Source organism: Desulforhabdus sp. TSK, from assembly GCF_022836495.1.
Taxonomy (GTDB): domain Bacteria; phylum Desulfobacterota; class Syntrophobacteria; order Syntrophobacterales; family Syntrophobacteraceae; genus Desulforhabdus.
On record NZ_BQXM01000005.1, the window covers coordinates 47,136 to 71,395 of the forward strand.

The window sequence follows — 24,260 nt, forward strand, 5'->3', positions numbered from 1 at the left end:
GCCCCAAAGGGACCAGAGGTACTCCTCCACCGGGACCTGTCACATTTTTTCCGGGGCTCCGACCCCCAGCAGCTCCAGAGCGTTCCGGATCACCTGCCGCACGGCGCCCGCCAGGTAAAGCCTGGCCTGAGTCAATTCATTGTCGTCGCCCAGGATGCGATTGCGATTGTAATAGCTGTGAAAAAGGGAGACGAGCTCATGCAGGTAGTAGGGAATGAAGTGTGGCTGCAAGGCACTCGCGCAGTTGGCCAGGACTGCGGGATATTCCCCCAGCAGCTTCATGATCTCCAGTTCCTGCCCTTCGACGAGGCGGTCCAGGTTGCAGGGCGGGCCGTCGGGAGAATCTCCGCATGCAATGCCCCGCTCCCGGGCCACGTCGAAAATGCTGCACAGACGGGCATGAGCGTACTGCACATAATAGACGGGATTGTCGTTGCTTTGCATTTTCGCCACGTCCAGATCGAAATCCAGCTGGCTGTCGGAGCGCCGCGTGAGAAAAATAAACCGGCAGGCATCCTTCCCCACTTCATCGAGGACCTCCCGGAGGGTGACGAATTCTCCCGACCGTGTGGACATGGCCACCGGGGCTCCTCCGCGCAGCAGGTTCACCAGTTGGACCAGGATGATCTTGAGATCGCTCCGGGCACGTCCCATGGCCTCCACGCCCGCCAGCATGCGTTCGACGTAACCGTGGTGGTCCGCCCCCCAGATATCCACCACGAAATCGAAGCCGCGGCTGAATTTGTTCTTGTGATAGGCCAGGTCCGAGGCAAAGTAGGTGCTCACACCATTGGCCCGAATCACGACCCTGTCTTTTTCATCTCCAAAGGCGGTACTGCGGAACCAACGTGCCCCTTCTTCTTCGTAAATGTACCCTCGCGCTTCCAGTTCGTCCATGGTCTTGCGCACGGCGTCGGCGTCATGGAGACTTTGTTCGCTGAACCAGTGGTCGATGGTGACGCCAAAAGCGTTCAGGTCATCCCGGATGCCGGCCAGAATGCGGTCCCCCGCATAGCGCGTGAAGATCGGCAGGACCTCCTCCAGGGGAGTCCGATGATACTGGCGGCCTACCTCCTGGGCGAAGTCTCGGGCGAGGTCCCGCATGTATTCGCCCTGGTAGTGAGCGTCGGGAAATTCGATGCTTTCCCCCATGACTTCCTGGTAGCGGTAGTAGAGGCTCCGACCCAGGGTGTCCATCTGGTTGCCCGCGTCGTTGATGTAGTATTCCCTTTCCACCTGGAACCCGCAGGCCATCAGAATGCGGGCCAGTACATCCCCCGTGGCGGCCCCACGCCCGTGCCCGATGTGTAGAGGACCTGTGGGATTGGCGCTGACAAATTCCACCTGGACCTTCTTGCCCGCGCCTATGTCCTGGCGGCCGTAGGTGCCCGGTTCCCGGTAAATGTCCTTCAGGACTCCGTGCCAGGCACGAGGCTGAACAAAAATATTGATGAAGCCGGGTCCAGCGATTTCAACTTTACCGATGATGCCTTCAGGGTCCTTTAAATTGGCAATGATCTGTGCTGCGATCTCACGGGGGTTGCGCTTCAGTTGACGTGTCAGGCTCATGGCGACGTTGGTGGCATAGTCCCCATGCTGCGCCGCCTTGGGAATATCCAGTTCGATGTTCAAGCCGGCAGGCGTCGCTCCTTCTATGGCCTCCAGCAGGGGAGCGACGGCATCGGCAAGCAGTTGGATGATCTGGCTTCGAACAGGGATCATGAATAAGGGTCCTTCCTCATATGACATAGTCGTGGGTGCACGCTTCAATTCAGGCGCGATGTTACCGATCACGGGGTTTATATATCACCAGTACCAGGGGTGCAAGTTTCTCGTGAGCCACATCCGAACGGCAAATGGCATGCGGCAGCTCCGCCTGCCGGAAAGATGGGGAGCTTCGGCAGGAAAGCCTCGGAGTCCGGTCTGTGCCGGCCGCCATTGATCTCTTTGCAACGCACTGAAAATATGTTAGGCGATCTCAGCGTCAAACGGAAGCAATCATTTGGAGGAAAAGAGGGGATGTTCGACGGGTATTTTTTTACTGTGGCGGGACTCATCTGTTTCTTTGAAGGGCTGCCCTATCTGGCTTCTCCCGATCACCTGAAGGCCTGGCTCCTGAAAGTCTGTTCCATGCCCAACCGGCACCTGCGCCTGTTGGGGGGAGCCATGATGGTTCTCGGGCTTTTGCTGGTTTACTGGGGGAGACATCATGGTGGTTAGTCGGGAGGCCACTTATGGATTGGAGCACTACCGATACGATCTTCCCGAAGAGCTGATCGCCCAGGTTCCGTCGGGGCAGCGGGATGCCTCGCGCCTTCTCGTGCTGGATCGCGTGCGGGAGTGCATGGAGCACCGGCACTTCGGCGACCTTCCAGGCTACCTCGGGGAGGGCGATCTGTTGGTCGTCAACGATACGCGTGTCGTGCCCGCGCGGCTCCGGGGGACGAAGGAGACGGGAGGGCGGGTGGAACTGCTGGTCCTCGACCCTTACAAGTCTTCCGAAAAAGGATGGGACGAGGGATATACCTGCCTCCTGAAGGCGGCCAAGCACACCCGAGCCGACAGCATCATCACCCTTACGGGGGGAATCCAGGTGAAAGTTCTCGATTCCCTCCCGGAAGGGAAAGCCATGGTTCGCTTTCTGACCCCGGAGCCTCTCCTGGACCTTCTTCATCGCAATGGGGAAGTGCCCCTTCCCCCTTATATCCAGCGCAACGGGGCTCCTGCTCCCGTCGATGACGCCGAGGCATACCAGACGGTCTATGCCCGGAACCCGGGGGCCGTGGCAGCCCCTACCGCGGGGCTTCATTTCAGCCGATCGATCCTGGAGCAACTGGAGCGCCTGGGGGTCCGGCAGACCACCGTGACCCTCCATGTGGGCTATGGGACCTTTGCTCCCATTCGGGTGGACGACGTGCGAAACCATCGGATGCATGCCGAATACGTGGAAGTGAATGCGGCGGCCTCCCAGGCCGTGGAAGCGGCCAAACGAGAAGGACGCAGGGTTGTGGCCGTCGGGACGACGGTGGTGCGCACCTTGGAATGGGTCGCCCTGCAGTGTGGAGCAGTCCTTCCTTACACCGGGCTCTGCGACCACTACATCTATCCCGGCTACGGGTTCCGATGCGTCGATGCCATGATCACCAATTTTCACCTGCCCCAGTCGACCCTCTTGCTCCTCGTGTCTGCCTTTGCCGGAAGGGAGCGCATCCTGCACGCCTACGAGGAAGCTGTTTTGAAGCGCTACCGCTTCTTCAGCTACGGCGACGCCATGCTGATCTTGTGAGGGTGAGGCCGCAGCCTGTGAAGGCCTGGTGTCAATGGAGTAAGTACCGAAGATCGTAAATACGCGACTATTTCTTTCTAGGAACGGCTTCCAGCCGTGACATGAAGGGGTAAATGCAGCTTCTGTCGCGGCAGGATGCCGCTCCTACAAAAGGACAAAAGTAACCGGCTGCGTCATTGCGGTCCGTGGGACTAAGACCGGAGAGGGGAATGCTTGAAAGAAAAGGATTGTGACCTTGGACTTTGAAATCATTGCCCGGGACCCCGCCTGTGGGGCGCGGCGCGGGCGGTTCACGACAGCCCACAACATCGTGGAAACGCCCGTTTTCATGCCCGTGGGGACTCAGGCCACCGTGAAGAGCCTTTCACCCGACGAACTGGAGGCACTGGGCGCCCGCATCATCCTCGGAAACACTTATCATCTCTACCTGAGGCCCGGCTCAGATCGCATTGCGCGACTGGGTGGTTTGCATGCCTTCATGGGCTGGAACGGGTCCATCTTGACGGACAGTGGCGGGTTCCAGGTGTTCAGTTTGGCCCGTATCAATAAAATCGAAGAGGACGGCGTCGTTTTCCAGTCCCACATCGATGGCTCCCGGCACCTGATCCGCCCGGAAACGTCCATGGAAATTCAGATGCATCTCGGCTCGGATATCGCCATGGCCTTCGACGAATGCACGCCCTATCCCGTCACCTTTGACTATGCCCATGACTCCATGGAACGGACGGTGCGATGGGCTCTGAGGTGCCGGGAGGCTCATACGCGTTCGGACCAGGCCCTTTTTGGAATCGTCCAGGGGAGTGTCTTCGTGGATCTGAGGCAGGCCTGCCTCGAAAAGCTCGTGAATATCGGCTTTGACGGGTACGCTCTGGGAAGCCTCTCCGTGGGGGAAAGCAAGGAAGAGATGCTGCAAGTTCTGGAAAATATGACCCCTCGCCTGCCCGAGGATCGTCCCCGTTACCTCATGGGCGTGGGGACTCCCGAGGACCTGGTGGAAGGGGTGCGCCTGGGGGTGGATATGTTCGACTGTGTCATGCCCACGCGCAACGCCCGAAACGGAATGCTTTTCACGTCCCGGGGCAGCCTCCAGATCAAGAACAGCGCCTACACCGATGACCCGGAGCCCATCGAGCGCGGCTGTACGTGCTATACATGCCAGCGGTTTTCCCGGGCCTACCTGCGTCATCTTTTCATGGCCCGTGAAATCCTGGCCTATCGCCTGAACACCCTTCACAACCTTCACTACTACCTGCAGCTCATGGCCGGGATACGCAGATCCATCGAGGAAGGCCGATTCGAAGCATGGCGGAAGGAATTCTATGCCCTGCGTGGAGGCGGGGAGCCATGACGATTGGTCCCCAGTATGCCGGAAATGCTTGAAAATTTGTTGTTGATCCACCCCCGTAATAATGAGGATCAGAGAGAAGATTCCTCACTGTTGTGGGGGGTGACCCTGAGAAAAACGAGGCAATCCTCCACCCCGTCGCACACCCAGTTCATCCCCTGGAGCGCCCCGGTCGAAAGCTCCCTGCCGTCCAGGTCCACAGCTCGGCATCCTTCCCAGAAATCCGGCGTTTGTCCTTTCAGGAAGTCCTCCATCACCCCGCATTCCACGTACAGACCCTTTTGGAGAAAGCCTTTTCCCAGTTCCCGGATGAGCAGATTGAAGAGCTTCATCCGGATCATGATTTCCTCTTCCCGGGGGTGCTCTTCCTCGGACTCGTGAGTGATCTGTGAGCGCATGGCGGCGTAAAAACCGCCCCGACGCAGTGTGGCGCCCACCAGTCCCGGCATGGCCGCCGAAAGTGCCACGATGGAGCCCTCGGCGGGAACGGCATGGGAGACGTCATCCACCGCTTTCCCGTCGATGAAGAGGGTTTGAATTCTTTCCTCCAGGTATTCCGGAGTGATGCCGGGCTGCTGACAGAGGATCGTTCTGAGGCTCATGCCTTTGCGAACCTTGATGCGGAAGCCTCGCTGCAGGAGCTGGAAAAAACAGGGGAACCTGTCCTCCCTGACGGTGAGGCTCAAACGGAACAGGTGCGGCTTTTCAGCAGCGTTCTCAGCATCCGTTTTCTGCAGTGGAACTGTATCGGCCATGATGCACTCTCCTTTGAGAGAAACAGTACAGATTATCCTTTGATTGACAATAACCCGCAAAAACTTATTTTTTTGTAAGCTGTACTCTGTCAACTGTGTTTCGCAGGGTATCCTCCCCTGATTCCCCCCTTGAGGGGGGTAAGGGGGTGTCATCTTGCCCGGATTGACTACTTTGACGGAGCACTCGAAGATATAAAGGAGAAAATCTCATGAAAATGAAAAAAATATTCGCAACATGTGTCATGGTCCTGGTCATGGCTACGGTGACCAAGGTTCAATTCAGTGCCATCAAGCCTCAGGATCCCGTCAGGGGCCCCGCAGTGAGCTCCCCTGCGGTGGAAATCGCTCCCAATGGTGACCGGGTCAGTCATTACCCACCTTATTTCCACCCGGATCATTAGCTCATGAAGGAGACAGCGATCGCTAATCCAACGGAGGGAGTGTCTACGGCTTGACGCGCCGCCCGTGTTTTGCCATGAGGTCCGCCACGGCCTTTTTGTGCTCAGGCGTATGATGGCAAATGGCCTGAAAGGCAGCGGAGAGCTCGAGGGCTTCCGGCAAAGTTTTGTCTCGTGCGGCATGGAAAAGTCGTTTGGTCATGCGGAGACTGGTAGAAGGCTGTCGCGCCATTTCCTGAGCGATCTCCATGCAGCGATCCATCAGCCGTTCGGGGGAGGTTACTTCGCTCACCAACCCGATGCGAAGCGCCTCCTCTGCATCTATGATGCGGCAGGTGAAGGCAAGCTCGCAGGCCTTGGAAAACCCCACGATGCGGGGCAGGAAAAAGGCGCCGCCGTCTCCGGGAACGAGGCCCAGGGAGGCAAATATTTCACCGAAGCGGGCTTTGCTGTCGGCGATGCGCAGATCACACATGCATGCGAGATCGCAGCCGGCGCCGATGGCCGGACCATTTACGGCGGCAATGGTGGGAACCTCCATCTGGGTCAGGGCGAGAGGGACCTGCTGAATTCCCCGCCGGTAGTTATCCTGTATCTGCGCCGGGCTTCCGGAGAACATCCCTTCTTGCTTGTCCATGTCTTTGATATTGCCGCCGCCCGAGAACGCAGGCCCCGCTCCTGTCAGGATGAGGACGGAAACGGATGGGTCTTTGTCCACAACCCGGCAGGCATCCACGATCTCTTCCACCATTTGGCGGCCGGTGAGGGCATTGCGAATGTCGGGCCGGTTGAGAGTCAGAATGGCGATGGGCCCTTTTTGTTCCAGGTGGATATCCCGATAAGGCATGTCGTGACTCCTGACGGTGAAGGGGTGCTATGCGACGGGTTCCATGTCCTCGTCCAGGTATTGCCTGGCAAGGTCAATATACAGTTGTTTTCCCCATTTCCAAAATTCTTCGTCTTTGGGGGTGATGTGCCGGACGATTTGCGCTGGATTGCCTGCGACAACGACTTTTGAAGGGATGATCTGTTTCAATTTGACGACGCTTCCTTCCGCGACGATGGAGCCTTCTCCGGTTTCAGACCAGATGCTGAGTATGGAGCCCATCCCGACCACGGCGCCATGGCCGATGGATTTCCCATGAACTACGGCGCCATGGCCGATGGTCACCCTGTCGCCGATGCGGTTCAACTCACCTGGAGGCGCATGAACGATGACGCCCTCTTCAACGGCCGTGCCGTCCCCGATTTCGATTCTGCCATAGTCCCCCCTCAGGATGGCCCCGTGTCCGATGTAGCAGTGCTTCCCAATGACGACATCGCCGATGACTCTGGCGAGATCGCTCACATAGCTGCCTTCTCCCACTGCCGGCTGTTTGCCGGCGAATTTGTAAAGCATGAAAAATCCTTTCTCAAGGGACGTCTGCGCTGAAGGAATGACGGCTCATTGCCACGTGCCTTTTCGTCCTGCGTTGTGACCACTCCGGTCATGCCTATTAAATCCATTTCGCTCATGGGCTCAGTACACGTCCACCGAATAAGATGTCCATTCCTCCCCTCGTCATCCCGGCAGTTTTTAAGCCGGCACCCAGTTTTTTCTATGGATTCCGGCTAAAGGACTGCCGGAATGACAAATCGAGTGGTGGACACTCTAATGTATGGAGTTGCACTCAGGGCTGCGGGACGGTGTTGTGAACTTGAGGATCAGTCCAAAAAGTTTATCAGGTCCGCGGCCACCTCGTCGGGTTTTTCCCAGTGAGGGGCATGGCCGGCTGTGTATTCAATGAACCTCGAGTCAGTTATTCGCTCCAGGAGATCGTTCTGATCTTTCCTTGTGAAAATGCTGTCTTCATTTCCCCAGAGGACGAGTGTTGGCGCGGTGATGCAGGGGAGAGCCGATCGGTTGTCCACGCGGAGCAGGCCTGCCAGGACGCCCTTCCAGACATGGGCGGGTACCTTCAGGCTCTCGGAGATGAGGTCCTGCATGAAGGCTTCTGGAACCGGGTTGGACGGAGTTTGAAATTCCAAGACAAAGCCCCGGTCCACCGGGTCGCGGAGCGCTTCGATGGAGGGCTTGATCTGGTTCAGGACGCTGTTGTCCAGCATGGATGCAGCCGAACTGATGAGAACGAGCTTTCCCACCCGTTCCGGGTGCCGTGCGGCGAAAGACTGGGCCACCAGGCTTCCCATGGAATGCCCCACGAGGTCTACAGTCTCCAGTTCAAGAGCATTCATGAATTGGAGCAGGTCCTCTGTGAATACCTCCAGGGTGTAAGGAGGGGCAGGTTTGTCCGAATCGCCGTGGCCTCGCAGATCGGGTGCAAGGGCAGGGTACTTCCGCGGAAGAGCGGCAAAGACCCTCTCGAAGGAATGCCATGAATCGGCATAGCCATGGAGAAAGAGCATGGTCTGCCTGCCTCGTATCCCTCTTTCGGCGTAATGGAGCTCGACCCCGGTTTTCAGGGAAACCCGCTCCAGCCGAATTCCCTCTCCGTAGACTGTTGAATGATCCACGATGTTGCTCCTCTTCTGCAACGTTTCCTGAGCTCCCAGCCGCTTGGTTACCCAGGGCAATCGCATCAAATCCTGGCACCTCCGCGGACCTGAGATCTGGACGACTCGTTTTCTTTGTAGGAGCGGCTTCCAGCCGCGACTTATTTTTGTCGCGGCTGGAAGCCGCTCCTACAAAAGCCAGGTTGCTACTCATCAACACTACAGTGGAAGCATGGGCATGAAATGCATCACTCCCATTGTCCGGGCCGATGGATTGCCTTTTGCCTCATGTCAACATCTGTTTCGTGCGATTGCCCTGCTTGGTTACCGCCATTGAATTGTATCTCACAGCGATTACTTTGATGACATGTATTTTGAGGAGTTTGAGCGTCAAGGTGTTTGAGCGGGTCAAGCACGAAGGAAATTTAACGGCTGTGCAGGAATCTGTGCTGTTCAGGGCAGGCTTCGCCAGCCGCAGGAGGAGATGATATGGATGCAGATCCCGGGCTCTCCATGCGTTCACGATACCTCGTCGATGCCTTCGCACCCCTTCTACGTTTCTTTACGGATTCGACCTGGGCTTCCCGGTTTGGCAAGCCGGGAGTCTGCGATTTCACCATAGGCAATCCACACGACATGCCTTTAAAATCCTTTGTAGATGCGCTCCAGAGCAAGATCACGCCGCAGGATGCGTATTGGTATGCGTATAAGAGGAATGAGCCTGAGGCCAGACGGATTGTTGCTGCCTCCCTGGAAGCATCACACCGTCTTCCTTTCGAGCCCGAGGATATATTTCTCACCAACGGCGCTACGGCGGCTTTGCATGTGGTTCTGGCGGCAACTGTCGACCCGGGAGATGAGGTGATCTTCCTCAGCCCTCCCTGGTTCCAGTACGAGACAATGATCATGAATGCCGGCGGTACGCCTGTGCGGGTGAGAGTCGACCCGGTCACATTCGATCCCGATTTGAAAGCCATTGAAGCCAAAATCAACGGAAAAACCAAAGCCGTCATCATCAATTCGCCGCATAATCCAACCGGTAGAATCTATTCCCCTCAAACACTGGAAGCTCTGTCCTGCATCCTTCTTGATGGGAGCAAACAATACGGACGGCACATCCGCCTCATCTCCGATGAGGCATACCGGCGGATTGTTTTTGACGGCCGGACGTATTTCAGCCCCGTGTGCTTCTACCCCGACTCTTTCATCGTCTATACGTACGGGAAGGCCCTCCTGGCCCCAGGCGAGAGAATCGGCTACATTGCGCTCCATCCGGATATGTCCCATCGCATGGAGTTTCGGAGCACGATCCCCGCCCTGCAGATGATTCAGGGGTGGTCATTTCCCAACGCACTGCTTCAGCACGCCATCGGAGACCTCGAGAAGATCTCCGTGGACATTACCCACCTCCAGGCAAAACGCGATCGATTGGTTTCCGAGCTGCTCAGGATGGGCTATGCAACCCAAACACCCGAGGCGACATTTTACCTTCTGGTGCGATCACCCATCCCGGACGATGAGGAATTTGTCCAGCTTCTCACCGAGTATGACATCTTTTGCATCCCGGGCAGCCTTATGGATCTTCCCGGCTACTTCAGGATGTCCATCACGGCCAGTGATGAAATGATCGAGCGGGCGCTGCCTGGGTTTGAGGCGGCGATAAAGCGCGTGCGCCTCCAGGGTGCGAGTTGAAAACCATCCTTAATGGAGGATCGGTCGGTAGAAGGGAAATTCTTTACCGCAGAGGGGTGGAGGATGCTCTCGATCGTCCTGTAAACCGCATGTATCGCCAGGAGATGCAAGCTCTTCCGGATTGAGTGGCTCCCTTGACTCTGGAGTGAATAAAAGCCATCATTTGAATGCGGTGGCTGATTATCAGGACACCGACTGTTCAAGGATGCCGGTAAAAACAATGTCCGAGCGAATGAGTAGCGCGAACGCCGGTTTGCGTCCGGCGTATCCATACAGGTCGATACGATGATGTTTTTGGAAAACCTGGAATGGTCTCATCCCGTGCGCTTCGGCGTGGCCCTGACTCTGGGCCTTCTGGTGGGAATCGAACGTGAACGTGCCGAGCTGGGCCGTAAGCAGCGGTTTCGCGCAGGAGTACGCACCTACGCGATACTCAGTCTCTTCGGTTTCGCCTGTGCCTGGCTCTTCAGCCTGGATGCACGGCTTGCTCTGCCTGCCGGCCTCCTGGGGGTGACCTCCCTGGTCGTCGTGGAATATCTCGCGAAAATCCAGGCGGGACGGCTGGGTTGGACCAGTGAAATAGCAGCCCTCCTCACCTTTGCCGTGGGGGCCCTCTCGCTTCTGGCCGATATCTGGGTGCCCCTGGCGGTGGGCATCGTAAATCTCATTCTTCTTTCCGAAAAAGCGGAGCTCGAGAGCTACGTCGAACGGCTCGACAAGGCAGAATTCCTCGCTGTCATCAAATTTCTCCTCGTGACACTGATCATTCTCCCCGTGCTGCCCGACCGGGATTACACTCCTTTTCACCTGAATCCCGCACATACCTGGCAGATCGTCATCATGGTCTCTTCCGTTGGGTTTGTCGGCTACGTTCTTTCCAAAAATTTCGGGAGCAAGCTGGGGCTCTGGTTTTCGGGCATGCTGGGAGGCATCGTCTCCAGCACCGCCGTGAGCGTCGCCGTGGGCAGGATCGCTCAGAAAGATCCGGCCCAGAGTGGTAATGCGCTCCAGGCCTCCCTTCTCGCCGGCAGTGTCATGTACCTGCGCATCCTCGCCTTCGTTGTGATCATCAATCCTGAATACTTTTCGTATCTCGCCTGGAAATTTGCCCTGCTGGCGGCCATCGGAATCCTGCTTTCGTTTCGTTTTTCAAGAGGGGCTTCGCCTGAATCGCAAGATTCCGTTTCCCCTGCGCATAACCCCTTTGAAATCCGTCCGGCCCTGCTGTTCGCCCTGCTCTTCACCCTGCTTTCGGTCTTGACGAAATGGGTCTCCTGGACCTTCGGAAGCGTGGGACTCCTGGTGCTTTCGGCGATGGTGGGGGTAACCGACATCGATCCCTATGTGCTTTCCTTTATCCGGAGCTCGGCGCCTGCGGAAGGTCTTGTGGCGTCGGCCATCCTCATTTCCACCATGAGCAATACCCTGTTCAAAGGCATATATTTTGGGGTGCTGGCCAAACCAACGCGCAAAGAAGCCCTGATACGCTACTCCGTCTGGACTTTGCTTCACATTCCCCTGATTCTCATGACACTGCCTTAGGGGTGCGTGTGCAGGGGAGGGGGGAATTGCATGACCATCCTGGATGGCATTTACCTGAATAGAAAGCGGGGCCGCATAGCCTGCTTCCCGCTGAGGAGTGATCATGACCGTTAGGGCCACAGAGGATTTTATATGGAACATCATCACCCTGTAGTCAAGAGAGCCAGGGCTTCCCGAGCCAGATTCCTTTTCCGGGCGCTCAGCTCAAGGAACTACCGACTGTTCTTCATGGGGCAAGGGATCTCCTTGATTGGCACCTGGATGCAGCAGACTGCCATGAGCTGGCTGGTGTACCGCATTACGGGATCGACGATTCTGCTGGGTGTCGTTGCCTTTTCAAACCAGATACCCACGCTGTTGCTGGGACCTTTCGCCGGCGTTGTCGCCGACAGGTGGGAGCGCAAACGGATCCTGATCTGGACTCAGTCCCTTTCCATGCTCCAGGCCCTCATTCTGGCCGGGCTCGTGCTTGCGGGTGCTGTTCAGACCTGGCACATCATTGCACTCAGCCTCTTCATCGGAATAGTGAATGCTTTCGATATCCCTGTCCGTCAGTCTTTTGTCGTGCAGATGGTAGAGAGAAAAGAAGACTTCAGCAACGCGATCGCTCTCAACTCAGCCATATTCAACGGTGCTCGTTTCATTGGCCCTACGGTTGCCGGAATTCTGATTTCCACCGTGGGGGAAGGGGGATGCTTCCTTTTGAACGGGATCAGCTTCCTGGCGGTGCTGGCCGGCTTAGCGGCAATAAAGGTGGCTCCGAAACAAGGCCATAATCGTGGAGGCGCTGTATGGCAGGAGTTTTACCAGGGCATTCGGTATGCCTATGATTTCAAACCGATTATAGCCATCCTCGCCCTGCTTTCACTCTTCAGCATCGCCGGTGCTCCCTACCTGGTGCTTCTGCCTGCATTCACGAAGGATGTGCTGCATGGAGGAGCACATACATTTGGATTCCTCATGTCCGCGGCAGGCATCGGGGCATTGGCGGCCACGATGTACCTGGCCTCTCGAAAGAATGCGGACGGTCTGATCAGAGTGATACCAGTGGCATCCATTGCCTGCGGCTTAGGAATTACCTCTTTCGCTCTTTCCAGAAGCATCGGCCTTTCGGTAATCTGCCTCTTTACCGCCGGCTTTGGCATGATGACTCAAATCGCATCCAGCAATACCGTCATCCAGACCGTCGTCGACGAGGACAAACGCGGCAGGATCATGAGTCTCTATGCTATGTCGCTCATGGGTGTCATGCCTCTCGGAAGCCTGATTGCCGGAAGCGTTGCAACCAGAATAGGAGTCCAATACACCCTGCTTTCGGGTGCCGCCTGCTGTATCATCGGTGCACTGATTTTCGCCGGCAGGCTGCAAATACTCTGTGAGCAGCTCAGACCGGCCTTTTCGGACATGGCGAAGCACGATTGAAAAGAAAGGGCATGAGAGAAACGCGGGGATTTACCGGCAAGTCCTGCGTGGAGGAATCCCGCTTTCTCGAAGAGTTCTTGGCAAAGGAGCTCGCCCGGCAGCTGACCGCCGCTCACGGCCGGGTAGGCGGCAAGACCTGCGTGATAAAGCACCTGCCGCTCTGCCGTAACGCATGAGCTGGGGCAGAATGAGAAAATGGCCGGGTCACTTCATTTTAAATGCGCTCTTTCAAATCAGCTTCAGAATAGACAAGAGGCTCATCTTCCATATCCTTCAAAGCTGACTCAACCCGTAGTTGACCGTTCAGAACGGTAAGGACTACAATTCTCAAAAATTTTGAAATCTTTACTTCAAGGAGAACGGAAATGCTGGTTAAGCTGAGCTCCAGGAATCAGGTTATCGTGCCTCGAAAGATCCTCGCTCAGATTCCGGACACACGATATATTGATGTAGAATGGAAAGACGGTGCGATTATCATGAAGCCCGTAGCCGTTCTGGATACAAACCTGGAGCCGATCCGTGACAAAATGAGGCAGTTGGGTCTGAACCAAGAGAGTGTTTCAGAAGCAATCCAATGGGCAAGATCAGGGTAATCAGGGTTGTCATTGACATCAACGTCTTCGTTTCGGCACTTCTGTTTGGTGGGACACCTGCGCGTCTCATACCGCTTTGGAAGACCGGCCGCATCCAGCCCATTGGTTCACAAGAGATGATCGAGTAGGTGCTCCGTGTTCTTGCTTATCCCAAGTTCCAACTCTCCAGGAAAGAGATTTGATTCCTTCTTTACGAAGAAATCCTCCCTTGGTTTGAAGTAATCGAAGCTCCTGCCGGTAGTCCTCTCGTTGCAGCCGATCCATCGGACAACATGTTTCTCTGGTGTTCTGAGAGAGGAAAGGCTGACGGGATCATCTCCGGGGATGATCATTTGATTCAGGTGCGCAGTTTCAATATACCTATCCTCACTCCCCGGCAATTCCTCGAAAAGATAGACGGCGAAAGTTGATTCCGGACCAGAAATGCGCCGCCGCGCAGAGCATGGAAAACATTTTCAAGCAAATCCAAAGCGAGTGAGGTCGTGTCGGATGGGACAGAACACGGAAATAGAGATCATTGAGATTACACACATGCATCGGGGGGGAAGACAGCCATGCTGACGGCAATCAAAAAATATAAGTACCCAAGCAAAAGTTTTCTAACAAAACGAACCGTTCGCCCTGAGCCTGTCGAAGGGCATGTCTGGTTGTGCCCTTCGACAGGCTCAGGGCGAACGGACAGCAAGACAAAATGTTAAGAAATATACGCTCAGGTACTTAAGTTTGAGCCGGACTTTGCCGTTCCCCCCGGTGAGACACTCCAGGAGGTGATGGAATCTCTGGGGATGGGGCAGAGGGAACTGGCCAATCGCACCGGCTTGACGGTTCAGTCGCTCCATGGAATTTTCAAAGGGGAGCAGCCCATCACCTGCGAAACGGTCAACCGGCTGGAGCTTGCCACCGGGGTGCGGGCATGCCTGTGGAACAATTTGGAAGTGCAGTACCTCGATCAGTTGAGCAAACTGGAGGAGCGCCAGCGCCTGGAAACGACCCTGGACTGACACCCTCGACCGTATACAGGTTATCGGGAACCCTTTAAGAAGGATGATCATGGAGGAGCGCAAGGAATAATCATGCCGATCAGAGCTTCAAGCGCACGAGCCGGCCCTCCCTGTCGCCGATCCCGATTACAGCGAAGATGGGGTTGATCTCACGCTCATCCGGTGGATGTTGTCCCTCACTCCCACGGAACGGCTGGAGGTCCTGCAGGGTGCGGTCCGGTCTCTTGCGAAGTTGAAAGATGACATCGTTCACTCCTGATTTTACGGCGATCCTGCAGGGCCTCATGGACCAAGGGGGCGAATTCGTTGTGGTCGGTGGGGTGGCGGCAGTCCTTCACGGGGCTCCGGTGACGATTTTCGACCTGGACTTGGTCCATTTGCGTACCTCGGAGAACCTTAAACTGCTCGTGTCCGCCCGGAAGGACCTGGATGCCTGTTACCGGGGGCGAGGTGACCAGAAGTTGAGACCAACCACGGGACATCTTGCATCCTCGGGCTACCATCTTCTGATGACGCGGCTCGGTCCCCTGGACATCCTCGGCACCATCGGGCGAGATCATGACTTTGAAGCTCCGCAACCGCACCCGGAGGAGCTGAGGGTAGGGACCATGCCACTGCGCGTGCTCAACCTGGAAACCATCATCACCGTCAAAGAAGAAGTGGGCATGAAAAAGACCAGATCGTTTTGCCCACTTTGAGACGCACGATCGAGGAAAAGTGGAAGAAATGAAGGAAGGGAGCAGGTATGGCGATGGGATGGTTCACATTTTCATCGACGTGAACTCCCTGACACAGGGGGGCATAAAACAGCGCAGCAAAAGCAAGATGTATGGTTTTCGGTGGCGGCACCATCGCTCCGGACAGCGTTCACCGGTCTGGGGATATTAGAGTGCTATTGGCGTTAAGGAATACACGCGCGCATGCTGTGAATCTATCTTTGTGTCAAACTCAACTATCCGCTACCTATCCGCAACCAAAAAAGAAAAAGGGGCTAGCTTTTTGATCTAACCCCTTGATTTTTCTGGTGCGCCTGACAGGATTCGAACCTGTGACCTGCGGATTCTCAGTCCCTATTTTTGACCTTCACTAATTTTCACTCCTTATCACAAATCCCTTTACATTCAAATAGATTACGTGTATTATATTTTGAGTACGCTTCACACGATTTAACGCTGTTTCATCGAAAAAAGCGGGACAGGAGCGGGACAAAATTTGGGGGTCTGTGACCCACGGATATTCAAAAATTGGGTCTGGCATGGCTGTTGTCTCTAGGGAGGTTCCAATGGGCGTGTGGGTCAAGACGAAATACACGGGTGTCAGATACCGGGAGCATGCTACCCGAAAGCACGGCATCCAGAAGGATCGATACTTTTCCATCCGGTACAAGCACGACGGGAAAGACAGGGAAGAGGCCCTTGGATGGGCTTCCGAAGGCTGGACGGCGGAAAAGGCGGCACTGGAGCTTGCAAACCTCAAGAACAACCGGCGGACAGGAGAAGGACACCATTCCTTGCAGGAGAAACGCGAAGCCGAAGCTGCGAAGCGGGAGGCGGAAGAACGTGAAAGGGCCTTGGCTGAAAAAGCATCCACGCCGTTTGCCGCGATTTGGAAAATCTATCTGGAGCAATGCAACCTTGACGGGAAGAAGTCCTGCGACCGGGAAGAGAGTCTCTTCCGGTTGTGGATCGAGCCAGTCATAGGCAAGAGACCACTCAAGGAGGTGACAGCTTTCCACCTGGAGAAAATCAAACATGCGATGAGCAAGGCCGGCCTGTCTCCCCGTTCTATCCACTACTGCCTTGCCGTAGTACGCCAAGTGTTCAACTTCGCCATTCGAAGAGACATCTTTGACGGGGCCAACCCTACCATGAAGGTTAAGAAGCCCACGGCGGACAACCGGCGCATGCGATATTTGACCCATGAAGAAGCCGCCGCACTCCTGGATGAAATCAAAGCCAGGAGCATTAACAGTTGGAGGATTTGCCTCCTGTCCCTGCATGCCGGCTTGCGGTTCGGTGAGATTGCCGGGTTGACCTACGGCGACATCGACCTGGAGAGAAATACCTTATGGATTCGAGACCCAAAGAACGGGTATTCACGACATGTGCCCATGACCGCCACCCTGCGAGAAATGCTGCTCGATCTCGAAGGCAAGGGCAATGACGACCTTCTCTTTCCCGACAGAAACGGGGGAAGGCGCCGCGCCATGAGTGACACCTTTGACCGTGTGCTTCAGGCGCTCAAATTCAATGAAGGTATCACGGACGACCGACAGAAGGTTGTGTTTCACACCCTGAGGCACACGCACGCCTCCTGGCACATGGAGAACGGTACGGATCTGTTTGTGGTGAAAGAACTGTTGGGGCACCGGTCAATACAAATGACCGAGAGATATTCGCACATTGGGCAAAGCACCATGAGAAATGCCATTGATAAACTTGCTGATGCTATTTCAGAGCGGAGTTAATGGAGGATGAGCATGTTTGCCATCGAAGTGTCCAAGGATATTGACGCCAGGTTTGAACGCCTCTCCAAAAAGACCGGGAGACCAAAGGCGGAATACATCAATGAAGCCTTGACCGAATACCTTGATGAAATGGAAGACCTTGCCTTAGCGGAAGAACGGTTGAGGGAAAACCTTCCATCCATTTCAGCGCAGGAAATGGAGCGGCGGCTTGGCCTGGAAGATTGAATACAACCCCCACGTCGAAAAAGACTTGCGTGCCATTGACCGGAAAGACCAACGGCGAATTCAGGATTTTATGAATGAGCGCGTGGCATTGCTTGAGGACCCGCGCACCATTGGTGATTCCCTTAAGGGCACCCTGGGCGGGCTTTGGAAATACCGGGTGGGCGATTACAGAATCATCTGTGATATCCGGGATGAATCCGTAACCGTGCTTGTGATGAGGATCGGTCACCGGCGCAAAGTCTACCGTTGATTTCCAATTCTCTTTTGTGGGGGATGAACATTACATGGCCGCCAATAAGGTCAAACCTTGCCTCGTATGGAAGATGGGTGGTTCTTTCAACCCCTTTCCATTTGATGATGACGCATGGGAGCACATGGCGGAGATTCTTCAATTGCCGAGCATCGAGGACAATTTCAAGTTGAGGATCACCGATGCTTACCATTCGTTCGTGATGTTCGCCACGGTAGACGCAAGGCCGAGACTCACACAAAAACGGGCGATGCTGGATGTGTCTTTCCGGCAAGGCAGAGTATAGTGGAAAAAATCTGCTATTGGCAAAGGTACCGGTTGTTTTTTCTTCAAGGATCTCCCGTGGACAGGCATGAGAAAGCTGGAATCGGTTCTTCTACCGTTAAGATTCGGATGGCACGGAAGAATGAATCGTTTTGCTTGTCATATGGCAAAACGTCGCCTTGGTTGACAATGCCAAGCCGGCATGGCCGAATGATGTGATTGTGGTGAGAATGTATCTTTCCAGGGATCCGGATTCAGGCATGAGGCTCCGGTTGATTTTCTTTGTAATTCCAGGGCATCCAGTGGCTCGGATTCTTCGCAATCTCCTCTACATTGCGAAAAAGAGTGGTAAGGTAGTCGAAGGCATTGACTTTCATGAGATTGCAGGTGTGTATGAGGCTCATGAAGAGATCCCCTACCCATGCACCTCTCTCGTTCTTATAGAAAAGGGAGTTGCGTCGATGCCGGATGGCCATCTTCAGAGCTCTTTCCACGAGGTTGTTGTCTAACGGGGCTCCTGGGACTCTAAGGGAGAGAGTGAACTTCTCCCACCTACTGGTCATGTATGTGATGGCTCCTCCAAGTCTTGAGTTCGGTTCAACTTCTTTGTTCGTGGGCTTCTCCTCCATCCATTCCTTGAGCTCATCCATCGAAGGACCGCTCTTTTCCTGATGCAGTTTGAGCCTCTCGTCGACAGGAAAGATTCCGTTCCTTGGCCAAGGCATCACGATGGTAGACCTTTGCCAGAACCTCTATCACGTACTGGCACTCTTCGGGAAAGATATCGATTAACTTAACGAAGTTTCTTCTCCCGTGGGGGCTTTCTTATTCGCCGGGTTTCAATCTTCATGGACCATCGATGTAGGGGCTTTTCCGTATCGTATGGGAAAAAAGCGGGACAGGAGCGGGATAAAAAAGAGAAGAAGCAAAGAGGGGTTAGCCCTTGTATGAGCTAACCCCTTGATTTTTCTGGCGCGCCTGACAGGATTCGAACCTGTGACCTACGGATTCGTAGTCCGGCACTCTATCCAGCTGAGCTACAGGCGCATGATTTGATCGGCCCTATGTAGCAAAGTTTGCTTTGGGTGGCAAGAAGAAAAACTTGATCCGCTCCTGATTTTGGGGAATAAGTCTTCCTGGCTTCAGGGTGCATGCAGCATCGGGAGCTCGAATGGAATCGGAACGGCAAGATACTCACGAAACAACGATCAAGGAACTTCTTCATGTCTTTCTTCAGCCGCCGTCAACAGATGGGGTGGGCCGCGCTCATCATGGGGATGAGCGTACTGCTCTCCCGTTTCATGGGCTTGATTCGCGACAAAGTCATTTCGTTCCTCTTTGGGGCGACCCGTGAGTCGGACATCTATTTTGCGGCTTTTGTCATTCCGGATTTCATCAATTACCTGCTGGCTGGAGCCTATTTTTCCATAACCCTCATTCCCCTCCTTGCCGTCTATTTCGAGGAGAGCGAGGAAGAAGGCTGGCGTTTTTTTTCCACGGTATTCACCTGGATCGCCCTTGTCATTACACCTCTGACGGCTTTGGCCATGCTCATCGCGCCTTGCCTGGCGCGCATTGCGGCTCCCGGTGTGAACGCAGCTTCTCTGCCTCGGCTGGTGCTCTTCCTGCGCATTGTCATGCCGGCCCAGGTCTGCTTTCTTTTGGGCTCGTGCTTTACTGCGGTTCTCTACCTGAGAAAGCAGTTTTTTGTGCCGGCCCTGACTCCTCTGGTCTACAATTTCCTCATCATCCTGGGCGGGATTCTTCTTCGACAAAGGGGCATGGAGGGATTTTGCTGGGGCGTCTTGGCCGGTGCCGTGCTGGGGAACTTCCTCCTCCCATATATCGCCTTGAAGGGGGGAGAAGGACTTCGTCTCTTCTTTTCCCTGCGCCACAAGGGGTTCCGGAAATTTGTGCTCCTGGCTCTTCCTCTCATGCTGGGGCAATCCATCGTGGTCCTAGATGAGCAGCTGGTGAGGATTTTCGGGTCATTGGCCGGCACGGGAGCCATCAGCTGGCTCAATTATGCCCGGCGCATCATGCTCGTTCCCGTGGGCGTGGTGGCCCAGGCGGCCGGAGTGGCTTCCTATCCCTTCCTGGCCGAACTGGTGGCCCGCGAGGAATATTCACGCTTTCACCAGACCCTGAATACCGCCCTCCAAAGTGTTCTGACCCTGCTGATTCCTCTTTCCATCTGGATGATGGTGATTGCGGAACCGACCATCACGCTCATTTTTCAGCAGGGCCACTTCAGCCAGGCGGATACGCTGCAGACCGCCGGACTGCTCCAGATCTCCCTGCTCGCCGTCTGCTGCTGGGGAATCCAGCAGATCATCGGGCGGGCCTTTTATGCGCGTCAGGACACCATCACCCCCGCCGTCCTGGGGACGCTCACTACCTTGGTTTCTCTTCCTCTATTCTACTATTTCACCCAATGGATGGACGCCACCGGTGTGGCGGTAGCCAGCGCCCTGTCCATGGGAATTTACACGGGCGTTCTGGCCCTCTGGTGGAGGGCTCGCTTCGGCGGTGATACCTTTTCGGGATTGGCTGTCGGGCAGCTCAAAGTCCTCGTACTCTCCCTGGTGGCTGCTTTGCCGGCTTTGCTCCTCGTGCGTCTGCAGCCCATGGGCAGTGCGTATTCGCCTTATCTGGTCTCTTTTTGCATCATCACTGCGAGCGGCCTCTGTTTCGGCCTGCTCTTCGCCCTTCTTTCCAGCTATTTCACGCCCGTCCTTGTCCGGCCCTTCCTCATGAAAGCAGGGCCTCTGGGGCGGCGGCTCATGCGGTGACGGGGCTGGCTCACCGGTCAGACCCGGATTTTAGCGTGCGGTCCCCTTGCCTTTGCTGCGTATTTGCAATAAAGAGAACCATCTGGTTTGCAGTCGAGCCCAATCCCGTGGTTATGATTATCCCGTGTGGGATCATGAGGGCCACGAAGACCAAAAACGATCATCAGGAGAGTCGCCGTATGCTCAAGGCCAAGGACATCATGACCACGGATCTCATCACCGTATCGCCCGACACGGAAATCACCCAGGCCACCAAAATCCTGCTGGACAAGCGAGTCAACGGACTTCCCGTCCTGGACAGCGACGGTCGTCTCGTGGGGCTCATCTGTCAAAGCGATCTGGTGATGCAGCAGAAGAAGATCGCACTGCCGTCTCTTTTCAACCTGCTGGACGGTTTGATCCCGCTTCGCGCGCCCAAAAACTTCGAGCAGGAGATCCGCAAAATAACAGCCACGACGGTGGGACAGGCCATGGTCACAGACCCGGTCACCGTCACGCCGGAAACGGAGCTGACAGAGATTGCAACGCTCATGGTGGAGAAAAAATATCACACGCTTCCGGTCCTGGATGGCGGGAAGCTGGTGGGGGTCATCGGGAAGGAGGATGTCCTGCGCACCATCCTGGGACTTCCGCGCGGTGAAACCGCCTGATGCCCCGGAATGTGGCGGCGCGATAGGGTGCTACTCGCGGAACAAGTCGCCCATGGCTTTGATGTTGAGCACGGGTTTGCCCGAATAATCGTCCCATTCCACCTGAAACACCACATCCAGGAGGGGTTGCTCCTTCCAGATGCGCTCGCTGCAGGAGGGCGCTCCTCTCCAAAATATGCCCTCGATGCGATTGTCCACGACTAATCGCAGGTGCTTTTGCTCCCGTCCGAAGGCCTTTTTGAGAGTCACCGGGATCCTGCGGGCGGCGAAGGTGGGCGTGGGATTCCCCAGTCCGTGGGGCTCCAGCTGATTCAGGACGTCCAGGAGCTCCGTGGAGACCAGGTCCAGATCCAGCTCCAGATCCACGCGGGCTCTGGGGACAAAGACTTCAGGGGAATGGTCCTGCGCCACTTCTTCAAAGCGGGCTTTGAAGGCATCCATCTGTTCCAGGGCGACGGTCATGCCTGCAGCCATTTTGTGTCCGCCCCATTTCAAGAGATAGGGGTCGCACGCTGCAAGGGCGGCATAGAGATCATAGCCGGGGACGCTCCTGGCTGAGCCCCGGGCTAGGCCCGCCTCTTCATCCACTGAAAACACGACCGTGGGTCCATAGTGCAATTCCTGCTGAATCCGTGATGCAACGATGCCGATGACCCCCGGCGACCAGTCTTGATCTCCCACGACCAAAGTGCGCCCCTCCGCGGGTTTTGCCGCCAGTTGCCTGCGGATTTCGGACAGGATCTCATCCTCCTCCTGCTGCCTGCCCGCGTTGAGACGGTTCAACTCCTGCGCCAGCCTCAGGATTTGGTCCGGATCGTCCTCAACGAGCAGATCGAAAGCCGTGCGAGCGTCTGCCATGCGCCCGGCCGCGTTGATTCTCGGCCCAATGTAAAATCCCAGGTGCCCTGCGGAAAGGTTTTTTTTGCCGGAAAGCCCGGCAAGATCCGCAAGCTTCAGAACGGGGGCGTAAGTCCTCGCGTTGATGCTGGCCAGGCCGCTGCGTGCGAGGATTCGGTTGCCTTCCACCAAGGGAACCATGTCCGCGACCGTTCCAATGGCAGCCAGGACGAGATACTTCCCACCCAGAGAGGGTGCGGTGAATTTTGGCGGAAGGGCCTTGCGCAGTCTTGTCAAGAAGAGGAGCGTCAGCCCCGCAGAGCAGAATTCCTTGAAACGGGAAGGGCAGGAGGGCTGCTTGGGGTTGATCAGAACCGATGCCGGTGCGACTCCCCGAGACGGAACTTCATGATGGTCGATGACAATGCAATCGGCTCCCCTCGCGCGCATTTCGGATACCGGACCCGAATCCAGCGTCCCGCAATCCATGGCCACCAGGAGCCGGGCATCGGGGGCTGTTCCTGCAATATCTTTTGGGATGCCATAGCCTTCCGAGCGCCTGGGGATAACGACGTCATAGTTGCTGTAGCCAATGTCGTTGAGAAAGAGTGACATCTGGGCCAGGGATGTGATGCCGTCACAGTCATAATCTCCTACCAGAACGATTTTGCTCCCGCGGGAAAGGTGGCCGGCCATGAGCTCGGCGCCCTCATTCATGCCGCAAACCGTGAGATAGGGTTGGAGGTCCTTGAGGGTGCCATTGAGGAACGTGTCTCCGACATTTCGGTTTCGGAGCAGCACCTCCAGCACGTCCCGCACTCCTGCCGGTTTTGTCTCGTCTAAAATGCGCCATCGAGGCTCTATCATCGGAATCTCCTTGGGGAGACTCTCTATCAAAATTCCCTGGCAGCGGCAACTCGTATGACGATGAATCACCGGCAGATCTGCTCTCCATCGCAGAACCATCCATCCATCCAGACACGGCATGGGTCTCATGGTGATCGACAGGGCAGGGGAGTCCCATGAAAACTTGGATACCCACACCGGCGAAAATCTGCTATAAAAGCCGCCGTTGAGTTGCTCAGGAGATGATAGAGCACCCATCCCATCGGTTGCGCCGAACCAGTCGGCGGATGCCTAATGACGGGAGGTTTGTTGGACTTTGGCGATGAAGGATGACGACGGGTGGAGATTTTGAGTGCAAATGATGAAAATATATATTAAACATGGAGTTATTCACGACTCGGGCAGGTTTCTGTCGCCTTTTCCACCCTGAGCCGTTTTGTGCTACACAGCTGAGTACGACTCGATACATTAGAGTGTCCACCACTCGAGTCGTCAGTCCTTCAGCCGGAATCCACAGGAAAAAACTGGATGCCGGCTTAAAAACTGCCGGCATGACGAGGGGCGGAATGGACATCCTATTCTGTGGAAGTGTACTGAGGTATGGGAACGAAGCACTGGTGGGGTAGCGCAAGTGCAGAAAATTTGCGGGAAACTCCTGTGAGTACGACGTTGAATCCTGAGAAGGGCCATTCACTATTGGGGAGCAGTTCAAATGGACACAATCACGTATCTAAAGAATTTCATTAAAGATAAAAATATCGCCTCCATCACGCCCACTTCCAACATTGGAGTGAAGCGGGTCTGCAGTAAGATCGATTTCGATTGCACCAACTTGATCGTCGAGTACGGACCAGGGACCGGGGTTTTTTCCCATTACCTTTTGAAGAAAATGCGGGACGATTCCCGCCTCATCCTGATTGAACGGAACAAAAATTTTGGCTGCATCCTGAAAGAAAAAATTCATGACCCCCGGGTCATTATCGTAAACGACAGTGCCGAAAATGTTTTGGAAACGCTGCGGTCCTGCAAGGAATCCCAGGCGGATTACATCATATCCGGAATTCCTTTCATCATGATCAAGGAAGATCTGAAAAACAAAATTCTTTACAATACCCACCGCGCCCTCAAAAAAGGGGGGAAATTCCTGGTGTATCAAACCTGCTTTCAAATGGACCACCATCTGAAGATTCACCTGGACCGAGTTTTCTCCAGGGTCGATACCAAATATGAAATTATGAATATCCCTCCTCTGCGCCTCTACGAGGCTGTCAAATAGGGCTTGACGACACTTCTGATTTGAGTGAATCGCGAGCAATCATTGACCGGCAACACTTTCAGCCCCATTGGCTGAACTGCGGCGGGAATCCAGGAGCGACCTTCGGGTCAGATTCCCGTCCGCTGC

At 55.4% G+C, this 24,260-nt stretch carries 25 protein-coding genes and 1 tRNA gene; 18 read left to right on the top strand and 8 right to left on the bottom strand.

Translation table 11 applies throughout. The annotated features are described in order from the left end of the window. Window positions 1-39: 39 nt before the first annotated feature. Window positions 40-1,722: an arginine--tRNA ligase gene (argS, locus tag MWC30_RS04550; protein WP_244082971.1), complete on the bottom strand. Its 1,683-nt coding sequence runs from the start codon at window positions 1,720-1,722 to the stop codon at window positions 40-42. Window positions 1,723-2,019: 297 nt separating this feature from the next. On the opposite strand from argS, the gene MWC30_RS04555 reads away from it, so the two are divergent. The 3 genes from MWC30_RS04555 (at window position 2,020) to tgt (ending at window position 4,634) form a co-directional block, all read left to right on the top strand. Further along, window positions 2,020-2,220, top strand: a complete 201-nt coding sequence (locus tag MWC30_RS04555) for a DUF2065 domain-containing protein (RefSeq protein WP_244082972.1) — start codon at window positions 2,020-2,022, stop codon at window positions 2,218-2,220. After that, on the top strand, window positions 2,210-3,286 hold the full coding sequence (gene queA, locus MWC30_RS04560) for a tRNA preQ1(34) S-adenosylmethionine ribosyltransferase-isomerase QueA (RefSeq protein ID WP_244082973.1): 1,077 nt from the start codon (window positions 2,210-2,212) through the stop codon (window positions 3,284-3,286). Before MWC30_RS04555 ends, queA begins: the two co-directional genes overlap by 11 nt. 226 nt (window positions 3,287-3,512) lie before the next feature. Continuing rightward, entirely contained in the window at window positions 3,513-4,634 is a 1,122-nt protein-coding gene (gene tgt, locus MWC30_RS04565) for a tRNA guanosine(34) transglycosylase Tgt (RefSeq protein WP_368860801.1), read from the top strand. A gap of 68 nt (window positions 4,635-4,702) precedes the next feature. Here tgt and MWC30_RS04570 read toward each other — a convergent pair whose 3' ends face one another. Further along, the gene (locus tag MWC30_RS04570; protein ID WP_244082975.1) at window positions 4,703-5,386 is read right to left on the bottom strand and encodes a hypothetical protein; all 684 of its coding nucleotides are present in this window, start codon (window positions 5,384-5,386) and stop codon (window positions 4,703-4,705) included. 209 nt (window positions 5,387-5,595) lie between these two features. Between MWC30_RS04570 and MWC30_RS04575 the strand changes: the two genes are divergently transcribed. Continuing rightward, window positions 5,596-5,787 carry a hypothetical protein gene (locus MWC30_RS04575; protein ID WP_244082976.1) on the top strand — a complete coding sequence of 64 codons (192 nt, stop codon included), beginning with the start codon at window positions 5,596-5,598 and terminating at the stop codon, window positions 5,785-5,787. Between the two features lie 43 nt (window positions 5,788-5,830). Here the strand turns inward: MWC30_RS04575 and MWC30_RS04580 are convergent, their stop codons facing one another. The 3 genes from MWC30_RS04580 to MWC30_RS04590 all read right to left on the bottom strand — a co-directional run bounded on the left by MWC30_RS04580 (window position 5,831) and on the right by MWC30_RS04590 (window position 8,298). After that, window positions 5,831-6,631: a crotonase/enoyl-CoA hydratase family protein gene (locus MWC30_RS04580; protein ID WP_244082977.1), complete on the bottom strand. Its 801-nt coding sequence runs from the start codon at window positions 6,629-6,631 to the stop codon at window positions 5,831-5,833. 27 nt (window positions 6,632-6,658) lie between these two features. Beyond that, window positions 6,659-7,183 carry a gamma carbonic anhydrase family protein gene (locus MWC30_RS04585; protein ID WP_244082978.1) on the bottom strand — a complete coding sequence of 175 codons (525 nt, stop codon included), beginning with the start codon at window positions 7,181-7,183 and terminating at the stop codon, window positions 6,659-6,661. Window positions 7,184-7,488: 305 nt separating this feature from the next. Further along, window positions 7,489-8,298, bottom strand: coding sequence for an alpha/beta fold hydrolase (locus tag MWC30_RS04590; RefSeq protein ID WP_244082979.1), 810 nt, complete (start codon window positions 8,296-8,298; stop codon window positions 7,489-7,491). Between the two features lie 468 nt (window positions 8,299-8,766). Here MWC30_RS04590 and MWC30_RS04595 point away from each other — a divergent pair, with 468 nt between their 5' ends. From MWC30_RS04595 to MWC30_RS04645, 11 genes are all read left to right on the top strand, one after another. Next, window positions 8,767-9,969, top strand: coding sequence for an aminotransferase class I/II-fold pyridoxal phosphate-dependent enzyme (locus MWC30_RS04595; RefSeq protein ID WP_244082980.1), 1,203 nt, complete (start codon window positions 8,767-8,769; stop codon window positions 9,967-9,969). A gap of 285 nt (window positions 9,970-10,254) precedes the next feature. After that, window positions 10,255-11,511: an MgtC/SapB family protein gene (locus tag MWC30_RS04600; RefSeq protein ID WP_244082981.1), complete on the top strand. Its 1,257-nt coding sequence runs from the start codon at window positions 10,255-10,257 to the stop codon at window positions 11,509-11,511. A 132-nt stretch (window positions 11,512-11,643) separates the two neighbouring features. Then, window positions 11,644-12,933 carry an MFS transporter gene (locus MWC30_RS04605; RefSeq protein ID WP_256461219.1) on the top strand — a complete coding sequence of 430 codons (1,290 nt, stop codon included), beginning with the start codon at window positions 11,644-11,646 and terminating at the stop codon, window positions 12,931-12,933. An 11-nt stretch (window positions 12,934-12,944) separates the two neighbouring features. Beyond that, window positions 12,945-13,109, top strand: a complete 165-nt coding sequence (locus MWC30_RS04610) for a DUF2997 domain-containing protein (protein ID WP_244082982.1) — start codon at window positions 12,945-12,947, stop codon at window positions 13,107-13,109. Between the two features lie 189 nt (window positions 13,110-13,298). Further along, on the top strand, window positions 13,299-13,526 hold the full coding sequence (locus tag MWC30_RS04615) for a hypothetical protein (protein WP_244082983.1): 228 nt from the start codon (window positions 13,299-13,301) through the stop codon (window positions 13,524-13,526). Between the two features lie 770 nt (window positions 13,527-14,296). Beyond that, the gene (locus tag MWC30_RS04620; protein WP_244082984.1) at window positions 14,297-14,527 is read left to right on the top strand and encodes a helix-turn-helix domain-containing protein; all 231 of its coding nucleotides are present in this window, start codon (window positions 14,297-14,299) and stop codon (window positions 14,525-14,527) included. Window positions 14,528-14,766: 239 nt separating this feature from the next. Further along, window positions 14,767-15,225 (top strand): hypothetical protein, encoded by a 459-nt coding sequence (locus MWC30_RS04625; protein ID WP_244082985.1) that lies wholly within the window; start codon window positions 14,767-14,769, stop codon window positions 15,223-15,225. 584 nt (window positions 15,226-15,809) lie between these two features. Continuing rightward, window positions 15,810-16,994 carry a site-specific integrase gene (locus MWC30_RS04630; RefSeq protein ID WP_244082986.1) on the top strand — a complete coding sequence of 395 codons (1,185 nt, stop codon included), beginning with the start codon at window positions 15,810-15,812 and terminating at the stop codon, window positions 16,992-16,994. Window positions 16,995-17,006: 12 nt separating this feature from the next. After that, window positions 17,007-17,219, top strand: a complete 213-nt coding sequence (locus tag MWC30_RS04635) for a ribbon-helix-helix protein, CopG family (RefSeq protein WP_244082987.1) — start codon at window positions 17,007-17,009, stop codon at window positions 17,217-17,219. Beyond that, a complete protein-coding gene (locus tag MWC30_RS04640; RefSeq protein ID WP_244082988.1) occupies window positions 17,203-17,469 on the top strand; it encodes a type II toxin-antitoxin system RelE/ParE family toxin in 267 nt (88 codons plus the stop codon). The genes MWC30_RS04635 and MWC30_RS04640 overlap by 17 nt, the downstream gene beginning before the upstream one ends. 34 nt (window positions 17,470-17,503) lie before the next feature. Next, window positions 17,504-17,755: a hypothetical protein gene (locus MWC30_RS04645; RefSeq protein ID WP_244082989.1), complete on the top strand. Its 252-nt coding sequence runs from the start codon at window positions 17,504-17,506 to the stop codon at window positions 17,753-17,755. Window positions 17,756-17,987: 232 nt separating this feature from the next. On the opposite strand, the gene MWC30_RS04650 is transcribed toward MWC30_RS04645, so the two are convergent. Both MWC30_RS04650 and MWC30_RS04655 read right to left on the bottom strand, forming a co-directional pair. After that, a complete protein-coding gene (locus MWC30_RS04650) occupies window positions 17,988-18,458 on the bottom strand; it encodes a transposase (RefSeq protein WP_256461220.1) in 471 nt (156 codons plus the stop codon). 245 nt (window positions 18,459-18,703) lie between these two features. Continuing rightward, a tRNA-Arg gene (locus MWC30_RS04655) sits at window positions 18,704-18,780 on the bottom strand. Window positions 18,781-18,956: 176 nt separating this feature from the next. Here MWC30_RS04655 and murJ point away from each other — a divergent pair. Continuing rightward, entirely contained in the window at window positions 18,957-20,525 is a 1,569-nt protein-coding gene (gene murJ, locus MWC30_RS04660; protein ID WP_244082991.1) for a murein biosynthesis integral membrane protein MurJ, read from the top strand. Between the two features lie 179 nt (window positions 20,526-20,704). After that, window positions 20,705-21,175 (top strand): CBS domain-containing protein, encoded by a 471-nt coding sequence (locus tag MWC30_RS04665; RefSeq protein ID WP_244082992.1) that lies wholly within the window; start codon window positions 20,705-20,707, stop codon window positions 21,173-21,175. 30 nt (window positions 21,176-21,205) lie between these two features. Here the strand turns inward: MWC30_RS04665 and recJ are convergent, their stop codons facing one another. Continuing rightward, the gene (recJ, locus tag MWC30_RS04670; RefSeq protein ID WP_244082993.1) at window positions 21,206-22,879 is read right to left on the bottom strand and encodes a single-stranded-DNA-specific exonuclease RecJ; all 1,674 of its coding nucleotides are present in this window, start codon (window positions 22,877-22,879) and stop codon (window positions 21,206-21,208) included. 691 nt (window positions 22,880-23,570) lie between these two features. Here recJ and MWC30_RS04675 point away from each other — a divergent pair. Beyond that, window positions 23,571-24,134: a class I SAM-dependent methyltransferase gene (locus MWC30_RS04675; protein WP_244082994.1), complete on the top strand. Its 564-nt coding sequence runs from the start codon at window positions 23,571-23,573 to the stop codon at window positions 24,132-24,134. Window positions 24,135-24,260: the final 126 nt, after the last annotated feature.